This is a genomic window from Brevibacillus migulae (assembly GCF_004521915.1).
Lineage (GTDB): Bacteria > Bacillota > Bacilli > Brevibacillales > Brevibacillaceae > Brevibacillus_F > Brevibacillus_F migulae.
The window spans coordinates 29,909-49,557 of the sequence record NZ_SDKD01000014.1 but is presented as its reverse complement, the minus strand read 5'-3'; the positions used below and the strand labels follow the sequence as shown (position 1 = coordinate 49,557).

The window sequence follows — 19,649 nt, the reverse complement described above, 5'->3', positions numbered from 1 at the left end:
ATTTCTCCGTTAAGAGTAAAGGAATCAGGAAACTTTGTAAATAATTAGGGAGTTTGGAGGAGTCAAAAAAACCGCAGTGGAACAGACTGTCCTCCACTGCGGTTGCTCATTTTTCCAACATCTTTTCCAGTCGCTTCATCCCCTCCAGGATGCCTGCTTCCAGATTTTTCACTCTCTCCATAATGACCTGGGGCTCGTCCAGTTCAATGCCTGGATGAGGGACTTCCCTGTATCGGTTCATGGACAGGTCGTATTGATTACGACGCAGCTCGTCAACGGATACCAGAAAGGATTGGTCCGTACGCTTCCGGCTCTTCTCCCCAGCCCGATGATGAAATCGTTCGATAATATCGGGGATATCGCTCGCAGGCTGCAAAGTGCGCTTGTCATCCAGCGAAAATCCGTCCTGCTCCATGCCATAAAACCAGACCTCCTCCGTTCCCCCTTGGTTGGTCTTGGTAAAAACGAGTATCGCCGTAGACACACCGGCATAAGGCCGGAAAACGCCGCTCGGCATGGAGATGACCGCTTCCAGCTTGTGTCCCTCGATGATTTCCTTGCGTATCGCATGATGGGCAGCCGATCTGCCAAAAAGCACGCCATCCGGCACGATCACCGCACAACGTCCGCCCGGTTTCAGCAATCGCAGAAAAAGAGCAAGGAACAGCAGCTCCGTTTTTTTGGTCTTGGTCAAGCGGAGAAGATCGCTGGATACCGATTCTTCATCCAAAGTTCCCTTGAAAGGGGGATTGGCAAGGATCAAGGTATACCGCTCGGCCTCCTGATTCTGTGCAGACAGTGAATTGCCATAAGCGATCTGGGGATGATCGACGCCATGCAGCATCATATTCATCGCCCCGATCCGCAGCATGGTGCGATCGATTTCAAAACCGTGAAACATCGCGTGATGAAAGTGATAAGAAAATACAGAATCACGAAACTGCTGTGGGTACGTATGTTTGATGTATTTGCTCGCTGCCACCAGAAATCCGGCAGAGCCCATCGCCGGGTCGACAATCACATCGGTTGGCACAGGTCTCGTCAAGTCGATCATGAGCTCCACGATGTGACGCGGAGTGCGGAACTGACCGTTTCTTCCCGAAGTGGCCACTTTCGCCAGCAGGTATTCATACAGGTCTCCGGTCGTATCCCGGTCCTGCATCGGGATGAACGAGATTCCCTTCATCACCTTATCCAGCATCGTGGGGGTTGGTATCATGAACTGGGCATCTTCCATATAGCGGGTATAGGCAGATTCCGGATGCTTGTGCAGCTGCTTGATGAACGGGAAGACTTCCCTCGAAAACAATGCATACCTTTCATCGGGTGGGCGGCTCATCAGCATGCTCCACCGCAAATGATCATGTTCGGGTGAAAAGACGGAAGCCTCCAATTCCTCCAGCCCTTTTATAAACAACAAATAGGTGATTTGTTCGATCACAGTCAGCGGATTGGTGATGCCGCCTGACCAAAAAATTTGCCACAGGTTATCAATCTTGGTTTTCAGCTCGCCGGTGATCATAGCCGTTTCCTCCATTTCTGCTCCCATTATACTAGTCGTAAAAGGGATCCGCATCCTCACCAGCTTATCCATGCATCAGCATGCGGGCCAGCCTTACAGCGCCTGTCACCGCCAAGATCGCCAATCCCATGCCGCTGAGCAGTCCGGTAATCAGCCGCAGGGGATTATTGCTGACCCGCCATCCTTTTTGCTGCGTCACGCCATCGACCAGCATGGGTACATGGAGCATGATGCCCAGCCACAGCGGCAGCAGCATTTTAACTGCCACCAGCAGCGGAACACCGAAAAATCCGAGGAGGATCCCTGTGCAACGGGCACATACCGGGAAAGGCTTTCCACGGAAATGAAAGCTTCGCGCAGGGAGGCGGTGGCATGGCATGAATGAAAGAGTGGCGACTTCCTTGTAAAGTTGCTTGATCATCTTCATCCGTTGCAATCGCAATCACAGTCCGGCTTTCCATCACAATCGATGCAATTGATGGGAATATCCACATAGTTGCAGTCGAGGCAGTCGTTCTTTCCCCGCTTACGTCTTTTGCGTGTCAGGTAAAACAGGATGGTCAGCAAAAATAGCAGAATGCCCCCCGCCATCAAACCGATGGCCAGCCCTTTCTGCTCCGGACTGTTCACCCATAAATAAACGCCCGCTCCACCGAGAGTCAGCGATAAGGCGAAGAGAATAAAGACCATCAATTCCTCCTCCTCTTGCCAGATCAGAGATAGGTCTGATCCGACACCTTTTGAAGGCTATGCTTCTTTATTTGATGCAGAATGGCCGTCGTCACCATCGATATCGCGGCGCCATACAGAGCCACAGCCATATCCTGTTGGGCGTCCCACTCGTCTCCCTGCGTTCCTAAAAACATCGTTCCGATTTCAGGAGCGACAATCTTGGCCACCCACATCTCGATCAGCTCATAAAAAGCACCCGCAGAAAGAATCGTGATCACCGCCAGGACATATGCCCATATGCCATTTACTCGAATCAGTCTGGAGAGGAATTCATAGGCAGGATAAGCGAGCAGCAACCCAAACGAAAAATGGACAACCCGATCGTAATGATTACGTTCAAAATCAAATAGCCCGTGAAGCCACACATCAACCGGCGTCGTTGCATAGGTATAATGCGCACCCAGTGTATGCAAAGACATGAATAGCAGCAATTGACCGTAGGAAGCGTTGGAAAAAGCAAACTGGCGATACGTCAGGCTGAAGACGATCACCGCGGCAAAGACCAACAAATTCTCCAGCAACCAGTTAGAGCGGTGTACCGGATTGATCGCCATCCATATCCAGAATACAGCAAATGCGGCAAGCATCAGCTGCAATTTCCGATTATGCCCAAAGGTTTGTATCATCATTTATGTATCCCCCAAATCGCGGTCCAGCGTTTATGGTAATCTATGGACCTCCTTGATATACATACCATCTTACATTTTGTCGCGAAAAAGTACATTAGAAAAAAGAAGCTCCGCCAAAACAATGGCGGAGCTTCGGTGCACTGATGGCAATGAAAAAAAATAACCCACACCGATCGAGTGTGGATTGTATTTATCACTTATGAGGGTCTTTCTGACAGCACCTGCTTGCTGCTTCTCCGATCGTATGTGATAGAGAGGAACAGGCTGATCAGCAAAATACATGCACCAAACAGATAGGGCAGATCGATCTGCACATCATACAAGATACCCGCCAAGCCCGGCCCGATGATATTGCCGAGGCTCATATACGCATTGTTCATCCCTTGCACAAAGCCCTGCTCATCGCCTGCCATTTTGGACAGCAGCGTGTTGATCGCAGGACGCATCACCGAGGTGAAGGTGAAGAAAAACATCGTCAGCAGCAGCACATACCAGAATTCACCAGACAACAGCATCATGACCAACGTAATAGCAGAAAGCAGAAACGTCAGGTTGATCAATTTTTTCTCCCCAAAACGACGCAGCAGCCACCCGATGCATAGCGATTGGATAATGACTCCCATCAAAGCCCCGACAGTGATCAGAATTGAAATATCGGTAGAGGTATAGCCATACTTCTCATCAACGTACAGCCCAAAGATTGCCTCGAAGTTGGCCAAGCCAAATGTCAGGGTAAATACGAGTATCAGAAGCAAAAAGTACGGCGCTTTCACCGACTTGAGCATCTGCCGGAAAATGTTTTCCCGTTTTTCCGTTGATGTGCGTGCCTTCATCTGCGCGTCGTGCGACAAGGTTTCCGGCAGCATGAACAAGGATGCAACCGTAGCAATCCCGGCGACGAGCGCAGAGACATAAAACGGCACCCGCAAGCCAAACACAGCAAGGAACCCACCGATTCCAGGGCCGATGACAAAGCCAAGCGACATCGCCGCTCCCAGCATCCCCATACCTTTTCCGCGATTGGCTTCCGTCGTAATATCTGCCGTATAGGCCATCATCGCCGGAATCAAAAAGGCCGCGCCGACTCCACCAAGCAACCTGGACACATACAGCATCCACAACTGAGTGGCCACGGCGAACAACAATTGGGACAAGGCAAACAGCGCAAGCCCGATCACGATCATCTTTTTTCGTCCGAATTTGTCAGACCACTCACCCGCAATCGGAGAGCATAGAAATTGAGTCAATCCAAAGGCCGCAATCATATAGCCCATCGTTGACCCGCTGGCACCGAATTCCTGAATAAAGTCCGGCAGAATCGGAATGATCAGCCCAATCCCCAGCATGGCAATAAACATATTCACCATCAAGACGATCAACGGTGCATTTGTTTGTTTTTCAGTTGGCATCTCTCAAACTCCCTTTTTTTATATATCCGCCTATTCTATCAGGTTATTGATTGAAATCAAGCGAAAGCGCAATGCAAAGTGCGGGTCTTTCGTCCAAAAAAAAAGAGGCTTCCATCTGCAAAGGTTGGAAGCCATTCAATGAGGATTGATTCGGGCTATTCGTTTTCAATCCATATCAATAATGTAATGCGAATACTGTCGAAATGCAATTGAAAATTATAACTGTTCTAGCACAACCTCACATGGGAAGAACAGGATCCTAAGATCTACGCCTATTTTCATAGCTAAAAAAATAGGTTTAGGCCTTTTTTCTCATGGGTATATTTTCTTTAGATCAACTTAGAACAAGTAGGAGCTGAAGAAGATAATGGCAAGAATTTTAGTAGTGGATGATGCGGCTTTTATGAGAATGCAATTGACCGACATCTTGCAAAAGGGTGGCCACGAAGTTGTTGGACATGCTGAAAATGGTCAGGATGCCATTGAAAAATATACGCAGTTGAAGCCGGATTTGGTCACCATGGACATCACCATGCCGGTCATGGAAGGTATTGACGCGGTTAAAGGGATCAAACAATTTGACCCGAACGCGAAAGTCATCATGTGTTCCGCGATGGGCCAGCAAAGCATGGTGGTCAATGCCATTCAGGCAGGAGCGAAAGACTTTATCGTAAAGCCTTTCCAACCGGATCGTGTCATCGAAGCAATTGCGAAAATAGTGTAATTCGTTTAAACCTTGCTGCGCCAAGCTTTTGGCGTAGCTTTTTTTATTTTGCTTGTACGTACATAGTGGTGGGGGAAGGGAAGAGAGGGCGGTGCTGCGTTCTTGCCACACCCACTAGGGGGTAAGACTGTCCGGTTCCACTTCAGCAGGTGTGACAAAGACTTCGCCAGTCCCTCTCTTCCCTTCCTCGCGTGGCTGTAGCATAAAGTCGTACAAAAAAAAGAAGCTGGCCATTTTCATGGCACAGCCCCATTTCCATCCATGAATCGCAATACCTACAGTTTCCCCGCGCCTGCTTTCGCTTTCACAATCGCAGGTACGCTCTGAGTCGGGTCAATCTTGTCGAATAAGCTCGGTTTCCAGCCAACGTCTTTGCTCACCTTGGTCGTATTGGCTGGATTCGCGTTATACGCATCCACGATCGAAACTTCATGATGCTTGCCTGCTCCATTCAAATAGCTGCCGGTCTCGTACAGAGCCGTTCCCTTTGCCAGCCAGATCAATTTTGCCGGATCAAAGCCGGGATCCATTTCGAAATAGTTGTTTTCTGCGTAGATCTTGGAGGATTTGCCGATGCCCCACGTGTAGACGTAATGCTCGTTGCCGTCACTTTTGTAGTAGTTGTTATAGAGATGCACCTGGCCGAAACGGACACGCGGCGCCCGTTCGCCAATGTTTTCGTAAAAGTTGTGGTGGAAGGTGATGCGCAGGCGGCCCTCATCCGTCGTGGCGCTGTCGCTGGAGCCGATCAGATTCGTTTTGCTGTGCTCGCTGAAATGATTGTAGGAAATCGTGATCAGATCCGCACCGCCTTTGGCATCGAGCAGTCCGTCGTGATGCTGGTATTCGCGTCCGTAATACGTTTCATTGAATGCATCAGGCCGCTCGCCATCATTGAATGTGCAGTGATCTACCCAGACATGCGTAGAGCCGACTATGGAGAGGTTGTCATATTCGGAATTCCAGTTGCCCTCTGCTCCATCAGTTGGGTCCCACTGTGGAAAATAATCGTAGGCATCCTGAAATTCGATGTTGCGGACGATCACATTATCCACCTTTGTCAGGAGCAGACCGCCTCCCACGATCTTGGCTTCATTTCCCAAGCCAACCAGCGTCGTGTTGGATCCCACATTGATGAGCACCCGTTCTGCCTGATTTTTCTGTGAACGAGCACGTGCCTCCTCCAACGGTCCGGCGACATCCTTTTTCCCCCATGTCTTCGGATCGTAAGCCTTCAAATACTCCTCAATGGTGTAGGCTGGATCCCGGTACTCGTTGTAGCCAAGCGGCCTGTTTTGATCATCGACGCTCAAATTGATCGTGCCTCTGACGTAGATGATTTTCGGCGTGTCATTGGCGCCATTCGTCTTGTTATCGCCGCCCAACGCCTTGACCAACTCCTGCCGATTCGTCACCGTAAACACCTGATCTGCGCTCGCCTTGCTGCCGCCCGTCGTACCTGTCGAATAAGCTGCCCATCCATCATTTTTCCCCAGCACTTCACGCCCCAGATCTGTCTGACTCGCTGATAACGGCGCGATTGCAGAAGCCCAGAATAAAAATGCCAGTGTCATCCCTGCGATTTTCTTCATGACCTTCCCCGCCCTCTTTTGCACCATTTTTATTTTCTGAATCTAATAGAGAAAATCTTCGCGCTGCGGTGTAAACACATCCAATATGATCGAACGGTCTTCGAGTGCGACTACCCCGTGCTCGACGTTGGATGGGATATAGACACTGTCTCCTTGGCGCAGAATCTGTGTCTCGCTGCCCAATGTGAAGGCAAAGCTGCCATGCACGATATAGCTCACCTGCTCATGCGGATGGGAATGCATCGCTCCGACCGCATCTTTTTGGAACGTCACCTCCGTCATCATCAATGTCCCGCCAGCGCCTAGAATCTTGCGCGTGACGCCTTCTCCCGTTTCGGTTACGACCACCGTTTGACCATTTACGAACAACGTGTTCACTCTCCTTTTCTTTTCGGGGGGATGCCCCCTCTATAGATGGATCAAATACAGCTGACACTTCCCATCGCGATCCGATGTGTATAGAATTTTTTGATTATCCCAGCTGAACGTCGGGTGACAATGGGTCTGCTGGGTGTACCACGAGGTCTGATGGGTACATAGTGTCTCGAGGCGTGCCGTATCACCTTCCAGATGGATCAGGACAAGATCCTCGACCTCGTCTCCTACCAGCAGGTTGTTCTCGCGATTCGCATGGTAATGATTGCAATAGTAGGGCAGATCGATGCGTCTGATCACGTTCCCAGATTTGTCCGCCCAGCCGATATACGGAATCTGCTCGGGATCCGGCTCCTGTGCGTGCTGAATCGTCGCCTGGGTCTTCTCGGAGGTGATCGTGCCGTCATGGCCTTTGCGCCGATTATCGAAAAAGATCAAGCCGTCCTCGGTCCAGAACTCATGACCGATGCAATCGTCCTCTTCCTGCCGGACACATGGCTCCACTTTTCCGGTCACGATATCCAAAAGCCAGATGCGCTGGTGTACCAGATTCCAGGGACCTTCGTGGCAAAACATCGCCAGCGTGCTGTCATCCGGTGCGAACTGGAAATGTCCGAGCCAGTGCGTATCCTCCCAGACATCTTCGGCCTTGTAGGAGCCGTCCAGATAGACCAGCGTGATCCACCCTTTTTTGGTGGCGTACATGGTCTCCTTGAAGCCGGAATAGTTGGCCCCACTGGGAATCGGCACTTTTTCATTTCGGGCGAGACCCAGATATTTTTTGTTGGGAGCGAAAAACGGATGCCCCAGATGAACCTCTCCTGCTTCTTCATACACCACCGTATTGACGTTGGTAGTCGTGTCAAGCACTTTGATCTGCTTACCGGTCACGTAGGCGATGAGCTGGCTGTCCGGCGTCTTGGTGTGCGAGCTGGGGACGATGCCCTCTGGTTCATCCGTCAGCTGGGTCATGATCCCCGTTTCCAGATCCATCCTAAAAAGATTGTAGACCTCCGACACCGCCGATGCTCGATCGGATAGGAAATAGATCTCTTTGTCGCCCAAGGTAAAGGAGTTGTCGGTGAAATAGAAATGGTAGTTGTTCGAGTCACCGGCCGTTAGCTGCCAGATGACTCTCCCGGTTTTCTCATCCTGTATCTCTCTTTTCTCAGATGGATAGGTTTTCCCGATCACGATTTTTCCCCTCTCCTACTTCAATGTTTTCACGTGGGCATCATATTGCTGCTTCGATTTTTCCAGTGTCGCAGCCCATTCGTTCAGGAACTCCTCTACGGTTTTCTTGCCGCTCATCACCGCTTGAATATTTGGATCGATCACTTGGTCGAGAATCGAACGGTAATCCGGCTGGTGAACGCCTGGATAGTAGTAAACGGTGTTTGGACTTTGCAGGACAGAGGTCGCCACCTTCAAATGCTGGGCATTTTGCACCCAATCCTCTTTCAAGGCGTCTTCATGCGTTGGCAATTGACCAATGTTTTGGTTCCAGTAGCTTTGGCTAGGCGCAGATGCCAGGAAGCTTACGAACTTCCATGCTTCTTCCGGATGCTTGGTCGTTTTGAAAATGCTGTAGCCGTTGGTGTTGTAGCCTTCCACCACGTATTTGCCATCAGCGGTTTTCGGAAGCGGCAGGGCGGCGTACTGACCTTCCTTCAGCGCTTTGCTGTGCTCGCCGTACGAACCGATATTGTGCTGGATCATCGCCACCGCACCGGTATCGAAGCCCGCTACCATCGCCTTATAGTCATTGGTAATATCACTGTCCGGGGTGTATGTCTTATACAGTCCCAAATATTTCTTCACAAACTCGACATGCTTCGGATCGTTGATGGTACTCTTGCCGTTCGCATCATAGAAATCGGTGATGCCGGAATACGCGTACATCATCCGCTGCAGCTGGAAAGAGCCGCCCTTCCCGCCGCGAATGCTGAAGCCGTACCGGTTTTTGCTCTTGTCGGTCATTTTCTCGACAGCGGTGTAAAATTCGTCCCATGTCTCGGGCGGTTTCACCCCGGCTTCGGTAAACCAGTCCGGGCGGTACCACAAGATGTCCAGGTTGATCGTGTTCGGCATCTGATACAGCTTTTTGTCGATCACGACATCGCGATTGGATTGGATCACGGCTGGATTGATCTTGTCCTTGTCGCTCCACTTATCGAAAAATTCGTCCATCGGATACAGCGCGCCGCGGATGGAGAAGTCTGCCAGCCATGTGGTTTGCACGCCCCCTACGTCAGGCAAATCCTCTGCCGCGATGGCTGCGTCGTATTTTTGCTTGGCGGATTTGTTCGGCAAGCCTACGTATTCGACGTCGATGTTCGGGTTTTCCGCTTCAAAGCGTTTGATCAGCTCTTCGTAATACGGAGTGCGCTGTGGGCCCGCGTTTTCATCCCAAAACGTAATCTTCACTTTTTGATCGGCAGCAGGGGCCTCTTTTGGACCTTCATCCTTGATCACCGTCTCCTGCGGTCCAGACCCACAGCCTGTTACCAGTAATGAAGAAAGGAGTACAGCAGTTCCTATTTTCCGAAAATCACGAAACATATGTGGTTCCCCCTTTTTCTGATTGGATCATCTCTTTATCCTTTTACCGCACCGCCAAGACCATTGACCAAATGCTTTTGCGCATAGGCAAACATCAGAATGGCCGGAATCAAAGCGATCACCGAACCTGCGGCGAGCGCTCCGTAGTTCACATTGAACTCACCCATCATATAGCTGAGGCCGATCGGCAGCGTAAACCGCTCCTCCTGATTGGTCAGCATGAAAGCGAACAAAAACTCGTTCCACACATGGATGAACGTAAATACCCCTGTCGCGACGATCCCCGGCATCAGCACCGGCAGGATCACCTTGAAAATGACCTGCAGCCGATTGCAGCCATCCACCATCGCCGCCTCCTCCAGCTCCCGCGGCACATTGGAGATGAAGCCGTTCATCAGGATGGAGTTAAACGGCAGCTGAAATGTCGTATACGTGATGATCAAGGATAAGGGATTGCTGATCAGGCCCAAGCTCTTGAAAATCAGGAACAGCGGGATGATCAGCATCGCCCCCGGCACAAACTGCGTGCAGAGCAGCAGCAGCATGAACGCGCCCTTCCCTTTGAACCGGTAGCGGCTCAGCGCATAGCCGACCAGCGTGGCGAAGATCAACACGAAAAACACGGTGCAAAAGGCGATCAATAGGCTATTCTGAAAATAGGTGGAAAATCCTACCCCTTCCCACGCCACACGGAAATTTTCCAGGGTAAAGGAAGACGGCACATACTCGAGCGGCGACTTGACGATATCCCCCTCCGGCTTGAACGCCGTATTGATCGTCCAATAAAACGGAAACAGCGTGAAAATCACGGTGATCGCCATCGGCAAATAGAAGACGAACAGGCGATCCATATTTCTTTGAAACGTACTCATCATCCCTCCTCCTTTTGAAACCGGCTGATTCGCAAGTAAGCGATTGCAAAAACGAGCAAGAGTCCAAACGAAACGACCGTCAAAGCCGAGCCATAGCCGAAATTGTTCGAATGGATCGCCTGCTCCGCAATATACATGGTCAGCGTCGTCGTTTCATGGGCTGGCCCACCGCCTGTCAGGTTGAAGATCAAATCGATGTTGTTGAATTCCCAGACGGTACGCAGCAAGGTCGTCAATATGATCGTATTTTTCAGATGCGGGAGCGTGATGTGGAAAAAGATTCTCCATCTGCTTGCCCCGTCTACCTTGGAAGCCTCGTAGAGCTCCTCCGGGATGCTCTGCAAGCCAGCCAGCAAGGTAATGGCGAAGAACGGGATCCCCCGCCACAGCTCCGCGATGACGACAGACGCAAACACCGTGTCCAGATTGGCTAACCATGCCTGATTCGAATCGATGATCCCCAGTTTTTTCAAGATATCGTTGATCACACCGATATGCTCGTTGTACATGAGCGACCACATGACGGAGGTCAAGACCCCGGAGATCGCCCAAGGGGTAAACGCGGCCGCACGGATAAAAGCGCGGAACCGGAAGCTTTGATTCAGCAAGAGCGCGACCCCCATGCCGATCACCAGCTGCAGGCTGACCTGGCTTACCACCCATTTCAGGGAGATGCCCAGACTCGCAAAAAACTGCGGGTCCTCCGTAAAGATCCGAACAAAGTTATCCAATCCGGCGAACCCGTTGTAATACGGCTGGCTCGCATCGTAATTTTGCAAGCTGTAGTAAAAGACGTTCCCGAGCGGATAAAAAAGAAATCCGACGATGAGGACGATGGCAGGAGAAATAAACAGATAGGGCATCCACTTTTCCAGCTGGAACGTTGAACCTTGCTTCTTTTCCTGCACCCGAATCTGTGCTTCTTCCTGTGCCTGTAATCTGCTTTGCATCTGCTCTCTCCTTTCTTACGATGGTGATTTCATTGTAAGAAAGCGTTTAAATTTTCTGAATGCAATTTCTTTTTGAAAACGTTTACTTTTTTTATGGCTGCGCTTCGCAGTGAACGTCAAAATGGGCTGAAAAACAACAATGCGGCTATCAAGGACCAAATACGAAGGTCCTTGACAGCCGCAGTTTTCCGCTCCCTTAATAGGGAGGAATGAATAGAAACACGATTAGAAAATGGTAGGCACCATTCCCCCATCCATACGGATTGGAGAACCTTTAAATGCGGATGCATAAGGACTGCAAACAAATGCAGCCAGTCTCCCTATTTCCATCGGCCTGATAAAACGCTGTATTTCAGATTGAGGCAGGTTTGTAGTCATGAAGTCTTTCTCTTTCTCTGAAAAAGTCATCTCTTCATTCGCATACATACCCTCAATGATTTGCTGCACTTTTTCAGTGAGCGTTGGCCCTGGCATGATCGTATTGACTGTAACATCTTTTCCTATCGTTAATTTGGATAAGCTTTTTGACAAAGACAATAGCATCGATTTTGTCATGCAATACTGAGGCATTTGCCCGGAAGGCATAATCGCTTCTTCACTCGCTATAAAGATGATGCGGCCAAAATCTTTTTCCAGCATTTTCGGCAAATAAAATTTGGATAATCCATTTGCGGCAAGAACATTCGTCCGGAAGTACGTTTCCCATACTTCATCGTCAACATCCTCATATTGCATCATTTCATAGATCCCCATATTGTTCACTAAAATATCTATCTGTGGGTATTTTTCAAATAAAGCTTCTCTTTGACGGATATCCACAATATCGGCTGCAGCGTTTTGCGGGAAGGTAGCCGGGTAAGCTGACTTAATTTCCCTTACAGTTCGTTCCACCTCATCATCATCTCGTCCATTAATGAGCACATGAACCCCTTCTTTGGCGAGTTCAATGGCAATTGCTTTGCCTATGCCCTTCGTAGATCCTGAAACGAAAGCTGTTTTATTCTGCAATCCCAAATCCATATAACCATTCTCCTTTTCATGTACGGATGAGCAAAACGGTCATGATCAGCTCCTCTATAGAAGCGCACCCTTCATTCGCTTGTCATTCACGTGAAGCCGATGAGCCGTCACGTTTCAAACAGTGTTTTGCTCCGGATAGTGATTATATTACCTTGTCAGGATTGTTCCGTAACTAACATATCGCGCCAAACTTCTATCTTAACACGCCAAAAGATAAGTCTTTCGTACATGCTCGCTTTCGGTCGATTGGGTTGGGCCGCGATTACTAGGAATGAATCGTCGGCATTCCCTGTCCTTCCTCATAGATCGAGGTGGTACCAACATATTTCGCACGCCAATTTGAAGGAGTATCCCCTTCCCAAAGGCGGAAGGCGCGGTAGAACGAATTCTGGTTATCATAACCAAGCAGAAACGCAACTTCTTTCATATCGAGCGAGGGGTCTGCCAAGTACTCTCGTGCCTGCTCATGCCTAGCTTGTGTCAACAGATGCTTGAAGCTCGTGTTTTCGTCAGAAAGCCTGCGCTGTAAGGTACGATCGCTCATACCCAACTCTTTCGCGACAGCCTGAATGCCAGGGCTTCCTCCGGTGAGGCTGCGTTTCATGATCCATTTGACCATCTCGGCAATGGAACGGCTGCGCTGCTGTTCATCCAACGATCGGTCCAGCACGGGAGTCAGGATCTCCAGCAGCTCTTCGTTGTACGAGACAAAGGGTTGATCCAGATCTCTTCGATGTAACGTCAGCCGGTTGCATGCTGCTCCAATCCGAATCCGGCAGCCGAAGTAAGCTTCCAGGGCTTGTACATTGCCCATGGTGTCCGAAAATTCGACGAGCCGTGCCGTCAATGGAAGACCTGTGCCCCTGCGTCCAAGCTCCAGAAGACATGCCAGCGTGATCCCAATCAGTATCGGCGGACCAGGCTGCCCGGTATCAAGCCATTCCAGTTCGATCGTACAGTACTCACCCTCCTCGGTGATACGCAAGCGTTCAGGGGGGCACAATTGTTTGTAGCGAGCCATTCGGTTTAAGGCGTCACGGTAGTCACGAGCGTGGAAAGTCGCTAAAACAGCCGGTGGATACGTCGCTGTTTCAAAGGCGGTCGCAAGCTTGATGATTCCTGTGGCAGTGTCCCCTATGAGATCGGAATAAGCCTGCCAGATCGCGAAATATTGGGCGGAGGTGACTACCGATTCAGTCATAAAGGCAAGCGGCAATCCCGCTTTGCGCGCGATGTCGGCGGCGGAAATCCCTAATGGACGCAACCCTGCCCATAATCCGGGCGGGATTTTAATGCGGTCAGAGGCATGAGCCTTCATCCATAACGCCTCCTTTCGTCACTTTCAGATGGATGGGACAGCTATTCATGGCATCTCCCCCATGTCGCACTTTGGTTAGAGGAAAGTGGCCTATTACTTTCCCCTGCAAAATGGAGCAAATCAAACGCCGATTGGTTGAGAAAAGGCAGTCGATCAACTTGTGCCGACTGCCCCTGCCATGTGGTTATGGAACGTACGCAAATAGATTTACTTGATCCGTCTGGATATCGGATGATCTTCATTGAGCTCCAGTAGATCCCATAAGTTTCCATATAAATCCTTAAACACAGCAACCATCCCATACGATTGTTCTTTGGGTTCTCTGACAAATTCGATACCCCTTGCGACCATTTCATGGTAATCTCGCCAAAAGTCATCGGTATTCAGAAAGAGAAACACTCTGCCACCCGTTTGGTTGCCAATAAACGACTCTTGTTCGGATGTCGATGCTCTAGCAAGTAAAATAGTAGTTCCAACTGAACCAGGGGGAGATACGACTACCCATCGTTTATCCTGCTCGGGCTGATAGGTATCTTCCACCAAAGTAAAATTCAGCTTTTTTGTATAAAACTCGATCGCCTCATCATAATCTTTTACGACGAGTGCGATATGCACGATAGATTGAATCATTTTCATCCCCCCAACGAACGATTGTCTATCCTCTTCACCATAGTCATACTCTATCATTTTTATTTCGATTTGGTAACTGAAACGGCTGCTCGCGACTTTGATGCGTGCTTCCACCCCCACCATTTACCCATCCTATTCCTAGAGCTGGAACAGATTTACCTTGACCGCTTTAATCATTTTTTTACTCCCAAGAGTGCGGATGCCGAAATAATATTTTCTCCCCCCAACAGTCGATCAATAATAGTTTCGAGCGCATAAAATTTCTTCGTGATTTCCTCATCGGTCCAATCGAATATCCCACGGTCGAATAGAAAAGATATGCCAACCAATAAAAACTCCGTAACCTCTTCAGGCGTATTGAGGTGAAACACGCCTTCTTCGATTCCTTGTCGCACGATTTCTGTCACATAAGGAATAAAGGCAGTAATCTTAGCTACCAGCCATTTTTGATGCAGGACACTATTGCTCTCGCTATGCAAGTATTCCAATATACCTTGGTCTGTCTCAGGAGCGGGAAAACCCTGCAGCAGTACTTTCCTCAATTTTTCCACTGCGGTGAGGGTAGAATCTTCCATTACGTTTTTCACAAAGTCCATCCTTGAAGAGAGAGAGCGCTCATGGGCCGCATTGACGATTTCCTCTTTCGATCGGAAGTAATAATAAAAGGTCCCCTGCGCAACGCCAACCTTTTTGACGATATCGCTGACTGACGTATGCTCATACCCTTTTGTATTGAATAACTCGATAGCGGCATCCAATATCTCATTGCGCCGTTCTTGTGGATCTTTTGCAATTCGTGGCATGGTAATTTCTCCCTTGCTGATTATGTGGCTATACCTAAATATAATTATTGACTGACAGTCAGTCAATGGAATAACATTTATAAATGAACTGACTGACAGTCAGTCAGTTATTATTTAGAGAAGGATGTGTATTTGTATGAAAACCCGAATCATTTTGTACGTGCTTGGCCTTTGTGCTGCTATCGTATCGTTGGCACAAAACCTGTATGTTCCTCTTCTTCCTCAATTGCAGCATGATTTGCACACTTCATTTTATCTCGTGAGTATGACCGTCTCCGCTTTTACTCTGGCTCTTGCCGTCATGCAAATCGTCTTTGGTCCGATCATTGACCAAAAAGGACGCAAAGCCGTGCTAGTGCCTGGTATGACTTTGTATGCTTTGGCCTCCATAGGCTGCAGCTTCTCCAGTTCTATCTATGTCCTGTTGTTTTTCCGCGTCCTGCAGGGAATAGGAGCAGCTGCCGTACCACTAGTAGCAGCGACGATGATCGGCGACTTGTTTGATGGCAAGGAACGAGCCAAAGGAATGGCGACCTACCAAATGATCTTGGGTATCGCACCTGCATTGGGGCCGTTAATCGGAGGGATAATCGGCAGCATCGCTGGGTACTCAGGTGCTTTCGGCTTTTTATCTGTTATGGCCGTGGTGATGTTAATGATCGCAGCCTTCGTTCTTCCCGAAACAAAGCCAACCTTCACTCAAGAAAAACGCTTCACTCTTCAATCATTTGTTCTGATCTTCAATAATAAGATCGGAGCTCTCGTTTTATTGATCGGATTCATTTTGTACGATATGTTCTATACCTTCATTGTCTTTTTACCCGACTTCTTAACTCACAGCTATCAGCTAAATGCGCAGCAAATCGGATCGATTTTTCTCGGGCTCATGTCGTTTAGTTTCATTGGAAGTAAATTCAGCGGGAAATTACAGGGGAGATTGGGGTCAGCGAAGAGCCTTATTGCCTCTTGCACACTCGCATTCCTCAGTCTTGTCCTTTTCATACTCCTAGCCAAGGTTTCCTTGGCGGGGCTGCTTGCGTCACTTGCCGTTGTCGGCTTCACTGCAGGAATCACCATGTCAGTCCCCCCCACACTCCTGGCAGAGGAATTTGTAAGAGAGCGGGCGACAGCTATAGGAGTGTACAACTTTGTGCGATACCTGGGAATGGCCGCAGCACCTTTGTTGGGAAGTCTGCTTTATCAAGCCGGAGGGATCTTGCTGCTGTTTGGTTGCACAGCATTGATAATGGGCCTGGCGATCTTATTCACCAAAAAGCAGCTGGAAACATGGGTTGCGGCCAATGGGAGCCCTTCTTCAAAGCAGCAATGAACCACACAAACCTGTTGAAATCCTCTACCCAGCTATACATAGCGAAAAAACCTCGCCATCGACGAGGTTTTTCGCTCCTTATTGCAAATGAATCGTTCCGATTTTTTCAGCGCCTTGTTCGCCTGCATGGTACACGATGAGTTTGCCGTCTTCATCTTCCACGACCCCATACGCACAGCAATCGTAGATAATGAGACCTCTCAATTTTCCTTCTACACGGTAAGATTCATGGTAGCCTTTTTTGAGATCATCAAAATCATTTGCGGTGTAAACGACAACTTCGTCTCCTTTTTGCTCCGCGTAATGATGGGAGGTCTTGCTGACGATTTTATCCTGCTTCTTCGTAAAGAGTCGTCCGCAATCATAGGCATCCACCGTATTTTCGTCATACGTGCCGTCCTTATCAAATTTCGGCCATAAATCGCTGAATACCATCAATCCTTTGCTTCGATTCTGGATGACGATCATCGGCACTTCATGTTCGGTGCCCTCTCCCAAGAGAAAAAGATCCTTTAATGGCCCGTACTGGGTAGTGCCTTTTGTCTGATAAATTGGCTTTTCGCCATCGAACACATACACCTTTGTGTTGATTTGAACGGCCGTATAATCCGCTTCCTGCTCAAGCTTGAGTTCATTCTTGGTTTTCTTGTGCTCTGCTGCGCTTGCCATGCCCGGCGCCATCGCCAGTGCGACCAGAGAAATGCCCGCTGTGATTTTCGCACCGGTGTGAAAAAGTCCTTTCATTCTATACCCTCCCGTTTCGCTTGACTGCATCGATCTTCTACATCAGATTATATGGCGAAACGAATAAGGCAAATAGGGCAGCCCACAGGGATTTCCTTGGGAAAATTCATGGGAATGATAGGATATCAGTCGGGAGTTGGGCACTCAAACCCGTTCCAGATGATGGTTTGCTCCACGGGAAAGCGCGAGGTCGGTCGAGCTGGTCTCGCCGCCTTGCCAATGGCTACGAGCAAAACCGGTACATAGCGCGGCGGAACATGGAACGCTTTGACAAAGGCGTCTGCGTCGAAACCAACCATCGGTCCCGAATCGAGTCCCTTCGCTTTCGCTGCGAGCATCAGCTGCATGGCGGCAAGCGAAGCATTGCGAATCGCCTCGTCGCGCCGATAGGTAGATAATGCACTCGCGTAAGCATCTTCGATTTGCTCGAACAGCACGGGATGGGAAGAATATCCCGCGAAAGCATCATCCAGTCCTGCCTGGATGACGGGTCTATACACGGCATCGGCATTTCGGTTGGCCTCCAAATCCCCGAGTACGGCGACGGTAATGGAAGCGTCGATGACCTGTTTCTGGCTGTTCGCGACCGGAAGCAGCTTTTCCTTGGCTGCCTCATCGGTAATGACGAGGAACTTCCAATGCTGAAGATTCCAAGACGACGGGGCCATTCCGGCGATTTCCAAAAGCTCCTTGACCTCCTGCTCACTGAGTTTGTAAGAAGCATCAAAATGCCGGATCGAGTGACGTTCACGGAATATGGAGAACACATCATTTTTCGAAGCGGTTGACATTATGCATCGACACCTTTCTCGGTCGATAAGAATTTATAAAATTCTCATCGACATAAGAGCAACTAAGCTCCGCCAAAGACTTGGCGTAGCCAAGTTGTTTCTAATTTTAGTAAGGTTCGTGTTCGCGAACTTGAAACCGTTACTGACATCATAGGCCGATCAGCAACGTGCAACAATCGCGTTTTTCGTAAATTGTATCGATACAGTTGTCCGCCTCACATATAATAGGTACGGGAAGGCGGGGAGCGGCTTGAAAAAATATACGGAAATTCTTGATGATTTGGAGCAAAAAATCAATGTAGGGCAATTCATTTCGGGTCAAAAGCTGCCCTCTGTCCGCAATGCCGCGAAGCAATATGGCTGCAGCGTCAGCACGATCATACGGGCATACGCGGAATTGGAGAAGCGCCACGCCATATACTCGATTGCACAAAGCGGCTATTACGTGGTGGAAAAGCCCGTGTACCAGCCCACCGCAACAGCGAGCAGCACGATCGATTTCGCTGCTGCGTCTCCGGATCCGGGCGTTTTTCCGTATTTGGATTTCCAACACTGCTTGAACAAAGCCCTGGATACGTACAAATACGATCTGTTCACCTGTGGCGATTCAAAAGGAATGGAACCGCTTCGTCATACGCTCGTTTCCCATTTGGCCAATGATCAAGTGTTTACCAAAGCCGATCGGATCATCCTCACGGCGGGTGCCAATCAGGCGCTTGAAATATTGGCGAAAATGCCGTTTCCGAACGGGAATTCGGTGATCCTGGTGGAACAGCCAAGCTATGATCTTTATTTACGGTTTCTAGAGTCGGAGCGCATCCCGGTATGCGGCATCGCTCGAACGGCCGCTGGTATTGATATGCAGGAATTGGAGGAGAAATTCAAGCACGGCGGTATCAAGTTTTTCTATACCATGCCGAGATACCACTGCCCGATCGGCACCTCGTACAGCGCGGATGAGAGGAAAGCGATCGCTCGCTTGGCCAGCAAATATGACGTATATGTGGTGGAAGACGATTACATGGCCGATTTGGGTGAAGAGCCGGGCCTCGACCCCATTTACGCCTATAACGGTACGTCGCACGTCGTGTATGTGAAAAGCTTCTCGAAAATCATCTTCCCGGGACTCCGTCTCGGCGCAGCCGTTTTGCCGGAAAAGCTATTGGAGACGTTCAGCGAATACAAAAGATACGCGGACACCTCGCAGCTGTCCCAAGCGGCACTGGAAGTGTATATCAAAAACGGCATGTACGAGCGTCATAAACGCAAAATACGCAGCCAGTATGCAGCGCGGATTCAGGCTCTCAACGAAGCGATCCGGCGGCATGACGATGGCGGATTGCTCGAAATATCCAATGTCCGCTATGGTGTGTATGTACAGTTCAAAATCCCGCGAACAGTCAATCTTGAACGCCTGATCAAGCGGCTTGCGTCCAAAGATATTCAGGTCGTCTCCGGCAAGCGGTTTTATTTATCGGATTATTGGGATGGGGAGAAGTTTTTGCGGATCAGTATCTCGCGAACGCAGCCGGAGCAAATAGACGAAGGGGTTAGAGAGATCATCGAAGCGGTACAGCGGGAAGTAAGGTCTCCCTCTTCATAACGGAAAACGAAAATTGTAGACTCGCAAGCAGTGTTTGCGCTTT

The 19,649-nt window shown here is 49.4% G+C and carries 21 protein-coding genes; 3 read left to right on the top strand and 18 right to left on the bottom strand.

Annotation, left to right across the window (positions count from 1 at the left end; translation table 11 throughout):
* Positions 1 to 106: 106 nt before the first annotated feature.
* The 5 genes from EIZ37_RS16370 to EIZ37_RS16350 form a co-directional block, all read right to left on the bottom strand.
* Positions 107 to 1,522 carry a class I SAM-dependent DNA methyltransferase gene (locus EIZ37_RS16370; protein WP_134685839.1) on the bottom strand — a complete coding sequence of 472 codons (1,416 nt, stop codon included), beginning with the start codon at positions 1,520 to 1,522 and terminating at the stop codon, positions 107 to 109.
* 64 nt (positions 1,523 to 1,586) lie between these two features.
* Complete coding sequence (locus EIZ37_RS16365) at positions 1,587 to 1,943, bottom strand: DUF2085 domain-containing protein (protein ID WP_205683845.1); 357 nt, start codon at positions 1,941 to 1,943, stop codon at positions 1,587 to 1,589.
* Positions 1,944 to 1,945: 2 nt separating this feature from the next.
* Positions 1,946 to 2,212, bottom strand: a complete 267-nt coding sequence (locus tag EIZ37_RS16360) for a hypothetical protein (protein WP_134685838.1) — start codon at positions 2,210 to 2,212, stop codon at positions 1,946 to 1,948.
* Positions 2,213 to 2,235: 23 nt separating this feature from the next.
* Positions 2,236 to 2,883 carry a DUF2238 domain-containing protein gene (locus EIZ37_RS16355; protein WP_134685837.1) on the bottom strand — a complete coding sequence of 216 codons (648 nt, stop codon included), beginning with the start codon at positions 2,881 to 2,883 and terminating at the stop codon, positions 2,236 to 2,238.
* Between the two features lie 197 nt (positions 2,884 to 3,080).
* Positions 3,081 to 4,292: an MFS transporter gene (locus EIZ37_RS16350; protein WP_134685836.1), complete on the bottom strand. Its 1,212-nt coding sequence runs from the start codon at positions 4,290 to 4,292 to the stop codon at positions 3,081 to 3,083.
* Between the two features lie 367 nt (positions 4,293 to 4,659).
* On the opposite strand from EIZ37_RS16350, the gene EIZ37_RS16345 reads away from it, so the two are divergent.
* Positions 4,660 to 5,016, top strand: coding sequence for a response regulator (locus tag EIZ37_RS16345; protein WP_134685835.1), 357 nt, complete (start codon positions 4,660 to 4,662; stop codon positions 5,014 to 5,016).
* A 114-nt stretch (positions 5,017 to 5,130) separates the two neighbouring features.
* Here EIZ37_RS16345 and EIZ37_RS26570 read toward each other — a convergent pair whose 3' ends face one another.
* From EIZ37_RS26570 to EIZ37_RS16295, 11 genes are all read right to left on the bottom strand, one after another.
* Positions 5,131 to 5,256: a hypothetical protein gene (locus EIZ37_RS26570; protein ID WP_268898756.1), complete on the bottom strand. Its 126-nt coding sequence runs from the start codon at positions 5,254 to 5,256 to the stop codon at positions 5,131 to 5,133.
* Between the two features lie 35 nt (positions 5,257 to 5,291).
* Positions 5,292 to 6,608 (bottom strand): pectate lyase family protein, encoded by a 1,317-nt coding sequence (locus EIZ37_RS16340; protein WP_134685834.1) that lies wholly within the window; start codon positions 6,606 to 6,608, stop codon positions 5,292 to 5,294.
* Positions 6,609 to 6,650: 42 nt separating this feature from the next.
* The gene (locus tag EIZ37_RS16335) at positions 6,651 to 6,977 is read right to left on the bottom strand and encodes a cupin domain-containing protein (RefSeq protein ID WP_235828065.1); all 327 of its coding nucleotides are present in this window, start codon (positions 6,975 to 6,977) and stop codon (positions 6,651 to 6,653) included.
* A gap of 39 nt (positions 6,978 to 7,016) precedes the next feature.
* On the bottom strand, positions 7,017 to 8,177 hold the full coding sequence (locus tag EIZ37_RS16330) for an oligogalacturonate lyase family protein (RefSeq protein ID WP_134685833.1): 1,161 nt from the start codon (positions 8,175 to 8,177) through the stop codon (positions 7,017 to 7,019).
* Between the two features lie 15 nt (positions 8,178 to 8,192).
* Positions 8,193 to 9,545 (bottom strand): ABC transporter substrate-binding protein, encoded by a 1,353-nt coding sequence (locus tag EIZ37_RS16325; RefSeq protein ID WP_134685832.1) that lies wholly within the window; start codon positions 9,543 to 9,545, stop codon positions 8,193 to 8,195.
* 35 nt (positions 9,546 to 9,580) lie between these two features.
* Positions 9,581 to 10,417, bottom strand: a complete 837-nt coding sequence (locus EIZ37_RS16320; RefSeq protein WP_134685831.1) for a carbohydrate ABC transporter permease — start codon at positions 10,415 to 10,417, stop codon at positions 9,581 to 9,583.
* A complete protein-coding gene (locus EIZ37_RS16315; protein ID WP_134685830.1) occupies positions 10,417 to 11,367 on the bottom strand; it encodes a carbohydrate ABC transporter permease in 951 nt (316 codons plus the stop codon). The genes EIZ37_RS16320 and EIZ37_RS16315 overlap by 1 nt, the downstream gene beginning before the upstream one ends.
* Before the next feature lie 225 nt (positions 11,368 to 11,592).
* Positions 11,593 to 12,387 (bottom strand): SDR family NAD(P)-dependent oxidoreductase, encoded by a 795-nt coding sequence (locus EIZ37_RS16310; RefSeq protein ID WP_134685829.1) that lies wholly within the window; start codon positions 12,385 to 12,387, stop codon positions 11,593 to 11,595.
* Between the two features lie 265 nt (positions 12,388 to 12,652).
* On the bottom strand, positions 12,653 to 13,705 hold the full coding sequence (locus tag EIZ37_RS16305) for a helix-turn-helix domain-containing protein (protein WP_134685828.1): 1,053 nt from the start codon (positions 13,703 to 13,705) through the stop codon (positions 12,653 to 12,655).
* Between the two features lie 207 nt (positions 13,706 to 13,912).
* A complete protein-coding gene (locus EIZ37_RS16300) occupies positions 13,913 to 14,335 on the bottom strand; it encodes a VOC family protein (protein WP_134685916.1) in 423 nt (140 codons plus the stop codon).
* A 173-nt stretch (positions 14,336 to 14,508) separates the two neighbouring features.
* Positions 14,509 to 15,138 (bottom strand): TetR/AcrR family transcriptional regulator, encoded by a 630-nt coding sequence (locus EIZ37_RS16295; protein WP_134685827.1) that lies wholly within the window; start codon positions 15,136 to 15,138, stop codon positions 14,509 to 14,511.
* A 136-nt stretch (positions 15,139 to 15,274) separates the two neighbouring features.
* Here EIZ37_RS16295 and EIZ37_RS16290 point away from each other — a divergent pair, with 136 nt between their 5' ends.
* Positions 15,275 to 16,468, top strand: coding sequence for an MFS transporter (locus EIZ37_RS16290; protein WP_134685826.1), 1,194 nt, complete (start codon positions 15,275 to 15,277; stop codon positions 16,466 to 16,468).
* A gap of 78 nt (positions 16,469 to 16,546) precedes the next feature.
* Here the strand turns inward: EIZ37_RS16290 and EIZ37_RS16285 are convergent, their stop codons facing one another.
* Positions 16,547 to 17,212, bottom strand: a complete 666-nt coding sequence (locus EIZ37_RS16285) for a hypothetical protein (RefSeq protein ID WP_134685825.1) — start codon at positions 17,210 to 17,212, stop codon at positions 16,547 to 16,549.
* Positions 17,213 to 17,337: 125 nt separating this feature from the next.
* Positions 17,338 to 18,003, bottom strand: coding sequence for a nitroreductase family protein (locus EIZ37_RS16280; RefSeq protein ID WP_134685824.1), 666 nt, complete (start codon positions 18,001 to 18,003; stop codon positions 17,338 to 17,340).
* Between the two features lie 250 nt (positions 18,004 to 18,253).
* Here EIZ37_RS16280 and EIZ37_RS16275 point away from each other — a divergent pair, with 250 nt between their 5' ends.
* Positions 18,254 to 19,606, top strand: a complete 1,353-nt coding sequence (locus EIZ37_RS16275) for an aminotransferase-like domain-containing protein (protein ID WP_134685823.1) — start codon at positions 18,254 to 18,256, stop codon at positions 19,604 to 19,606.
* Positions 19,607 to 19,649 lie beyond the last annotated feature (43 nt).

Coding starts and splice junctions, on each gene's coding strand:
- EIZ37_RS16370 (WP_134685839.1), bottom strand. CDS start 1,522: ATGATCACCGGCGAGCTGAAAACCAAGATTGATAACCTGTGGCAAATT.
- EIZ37_RS16365 (WP_205683845.1), bottom strand. CDS start 1,943: ATGATCAAGCAACTTTACAAGGAAGTCGCCACTCTTTCATTCATGCCA.
- EIZ37_RS16360 (WP_134685838.1), bottom strand. CDS start 2,212: ATGGTCTTTATTCTCTTCGCCTTATCGCTGACTCTCGGTGGAGCGGGC.
- EIZ37_RS16355 (WP_134685837.1), bottom strand. CDS start 2,883: ATGATGATACAAACCTTTGGGCATAATCGGAAATTGCAGCTGATGCTT.
- EIZ37_RS16350 (WP_134685836.1), bottom strand. CDS start 4,292: ATGCCAACTGAAAAACAAACAAATGCACCGTTGATCGTCTTGATGGTG.
- EIZ37_RS16345 (WP_134685835.1), top strand. CDS start 4,660: ATGGCAAGAATTTTAGTAGTGGATGATGCGGCTTTTATGAGAATGCAA.
- EIZ37_RS26570 (WP_268898756.1), bottom strand. CDS start 5,256: ATGAAAATGGCCAGCTTCTTTTTTTTGTACGACTTTATGCTACAGCCA.
- EIZ37_RS16340 (WP_134685834.1), bottom strand. CDS start 6,608: ATGAAGAAAATCGCAGGGATGACACTGGCATTTTTATTCTGGGCTTCT.
- EIZ37_RS16325 (WP_134685832.1), bottom strand. CDS start 9,545: ATGTTTCGTGATTTTCGGAAAATAGGAACTGCTGTACTCCTTTCTTCA.
- EIZ37_RS16320 (WP_134685831.1), bottom strand. CDS start 10,417: ATGAGTACGTTTCAAAGAAATATGGATCGCCTGTTCGTCTTCTATTTG.
- EIZ37_RS16315 (WP_134685830.1), bottom strand. CDS start 11,367: ATGCAAAGCAGATTACAGGCACAGGAAGAAGCACAGATTCGGGTGCAG.
- EIZ37_RS16310 (WP_134685829.1), bottom strand. CDS start 12,387: ATGGATTTGGGATTGCAGAATAAAACAGCTTTCGTTTCAGGATCTACG.
- EIZ37_RS16305 (WP_134685828.1), bottom strand. CDS start 13,705: ATGAAGGCTCATGCCTCTGACCGCATTAAAATCCCGCCCGGATTATGG.
- EIZ37_RS16300 (WP_134685916.1), bottom strand. CDS start 14,335: ATGATTCAATCTATCGTGCATATCGCACTCGTCGTAAAAGATTATGAT.
- EIZ37_RS16295 (WP_134685827.1), bottom strand. CDS start 15,138: ATGCCACGAATTGCAAAAGATCCACAAGAACGGCGCAATGAGATATTG.
- EIZ37_RS16290 (WP_134685826.1), top strand. CDS start 15,275: ATGAAAACCCGAATCATTTTGTACGTGCTTGGCCTTTGTGCTGCTATC.
- EIZ37_RS16285 (WP_134685825.1), bottom strand. CDS start 17,212: ATGAAAGGACTTTTTCACACCGGTGCGAAAATCACAGCGGGCATTTCT.
- EIZ37_RS16280 (WP_134685824.1), bottom strand. CDS start 18,003: ATGTCAACCGCTTCGAAAAATGATGTGTTCTCCATATTCCGTGAACGT.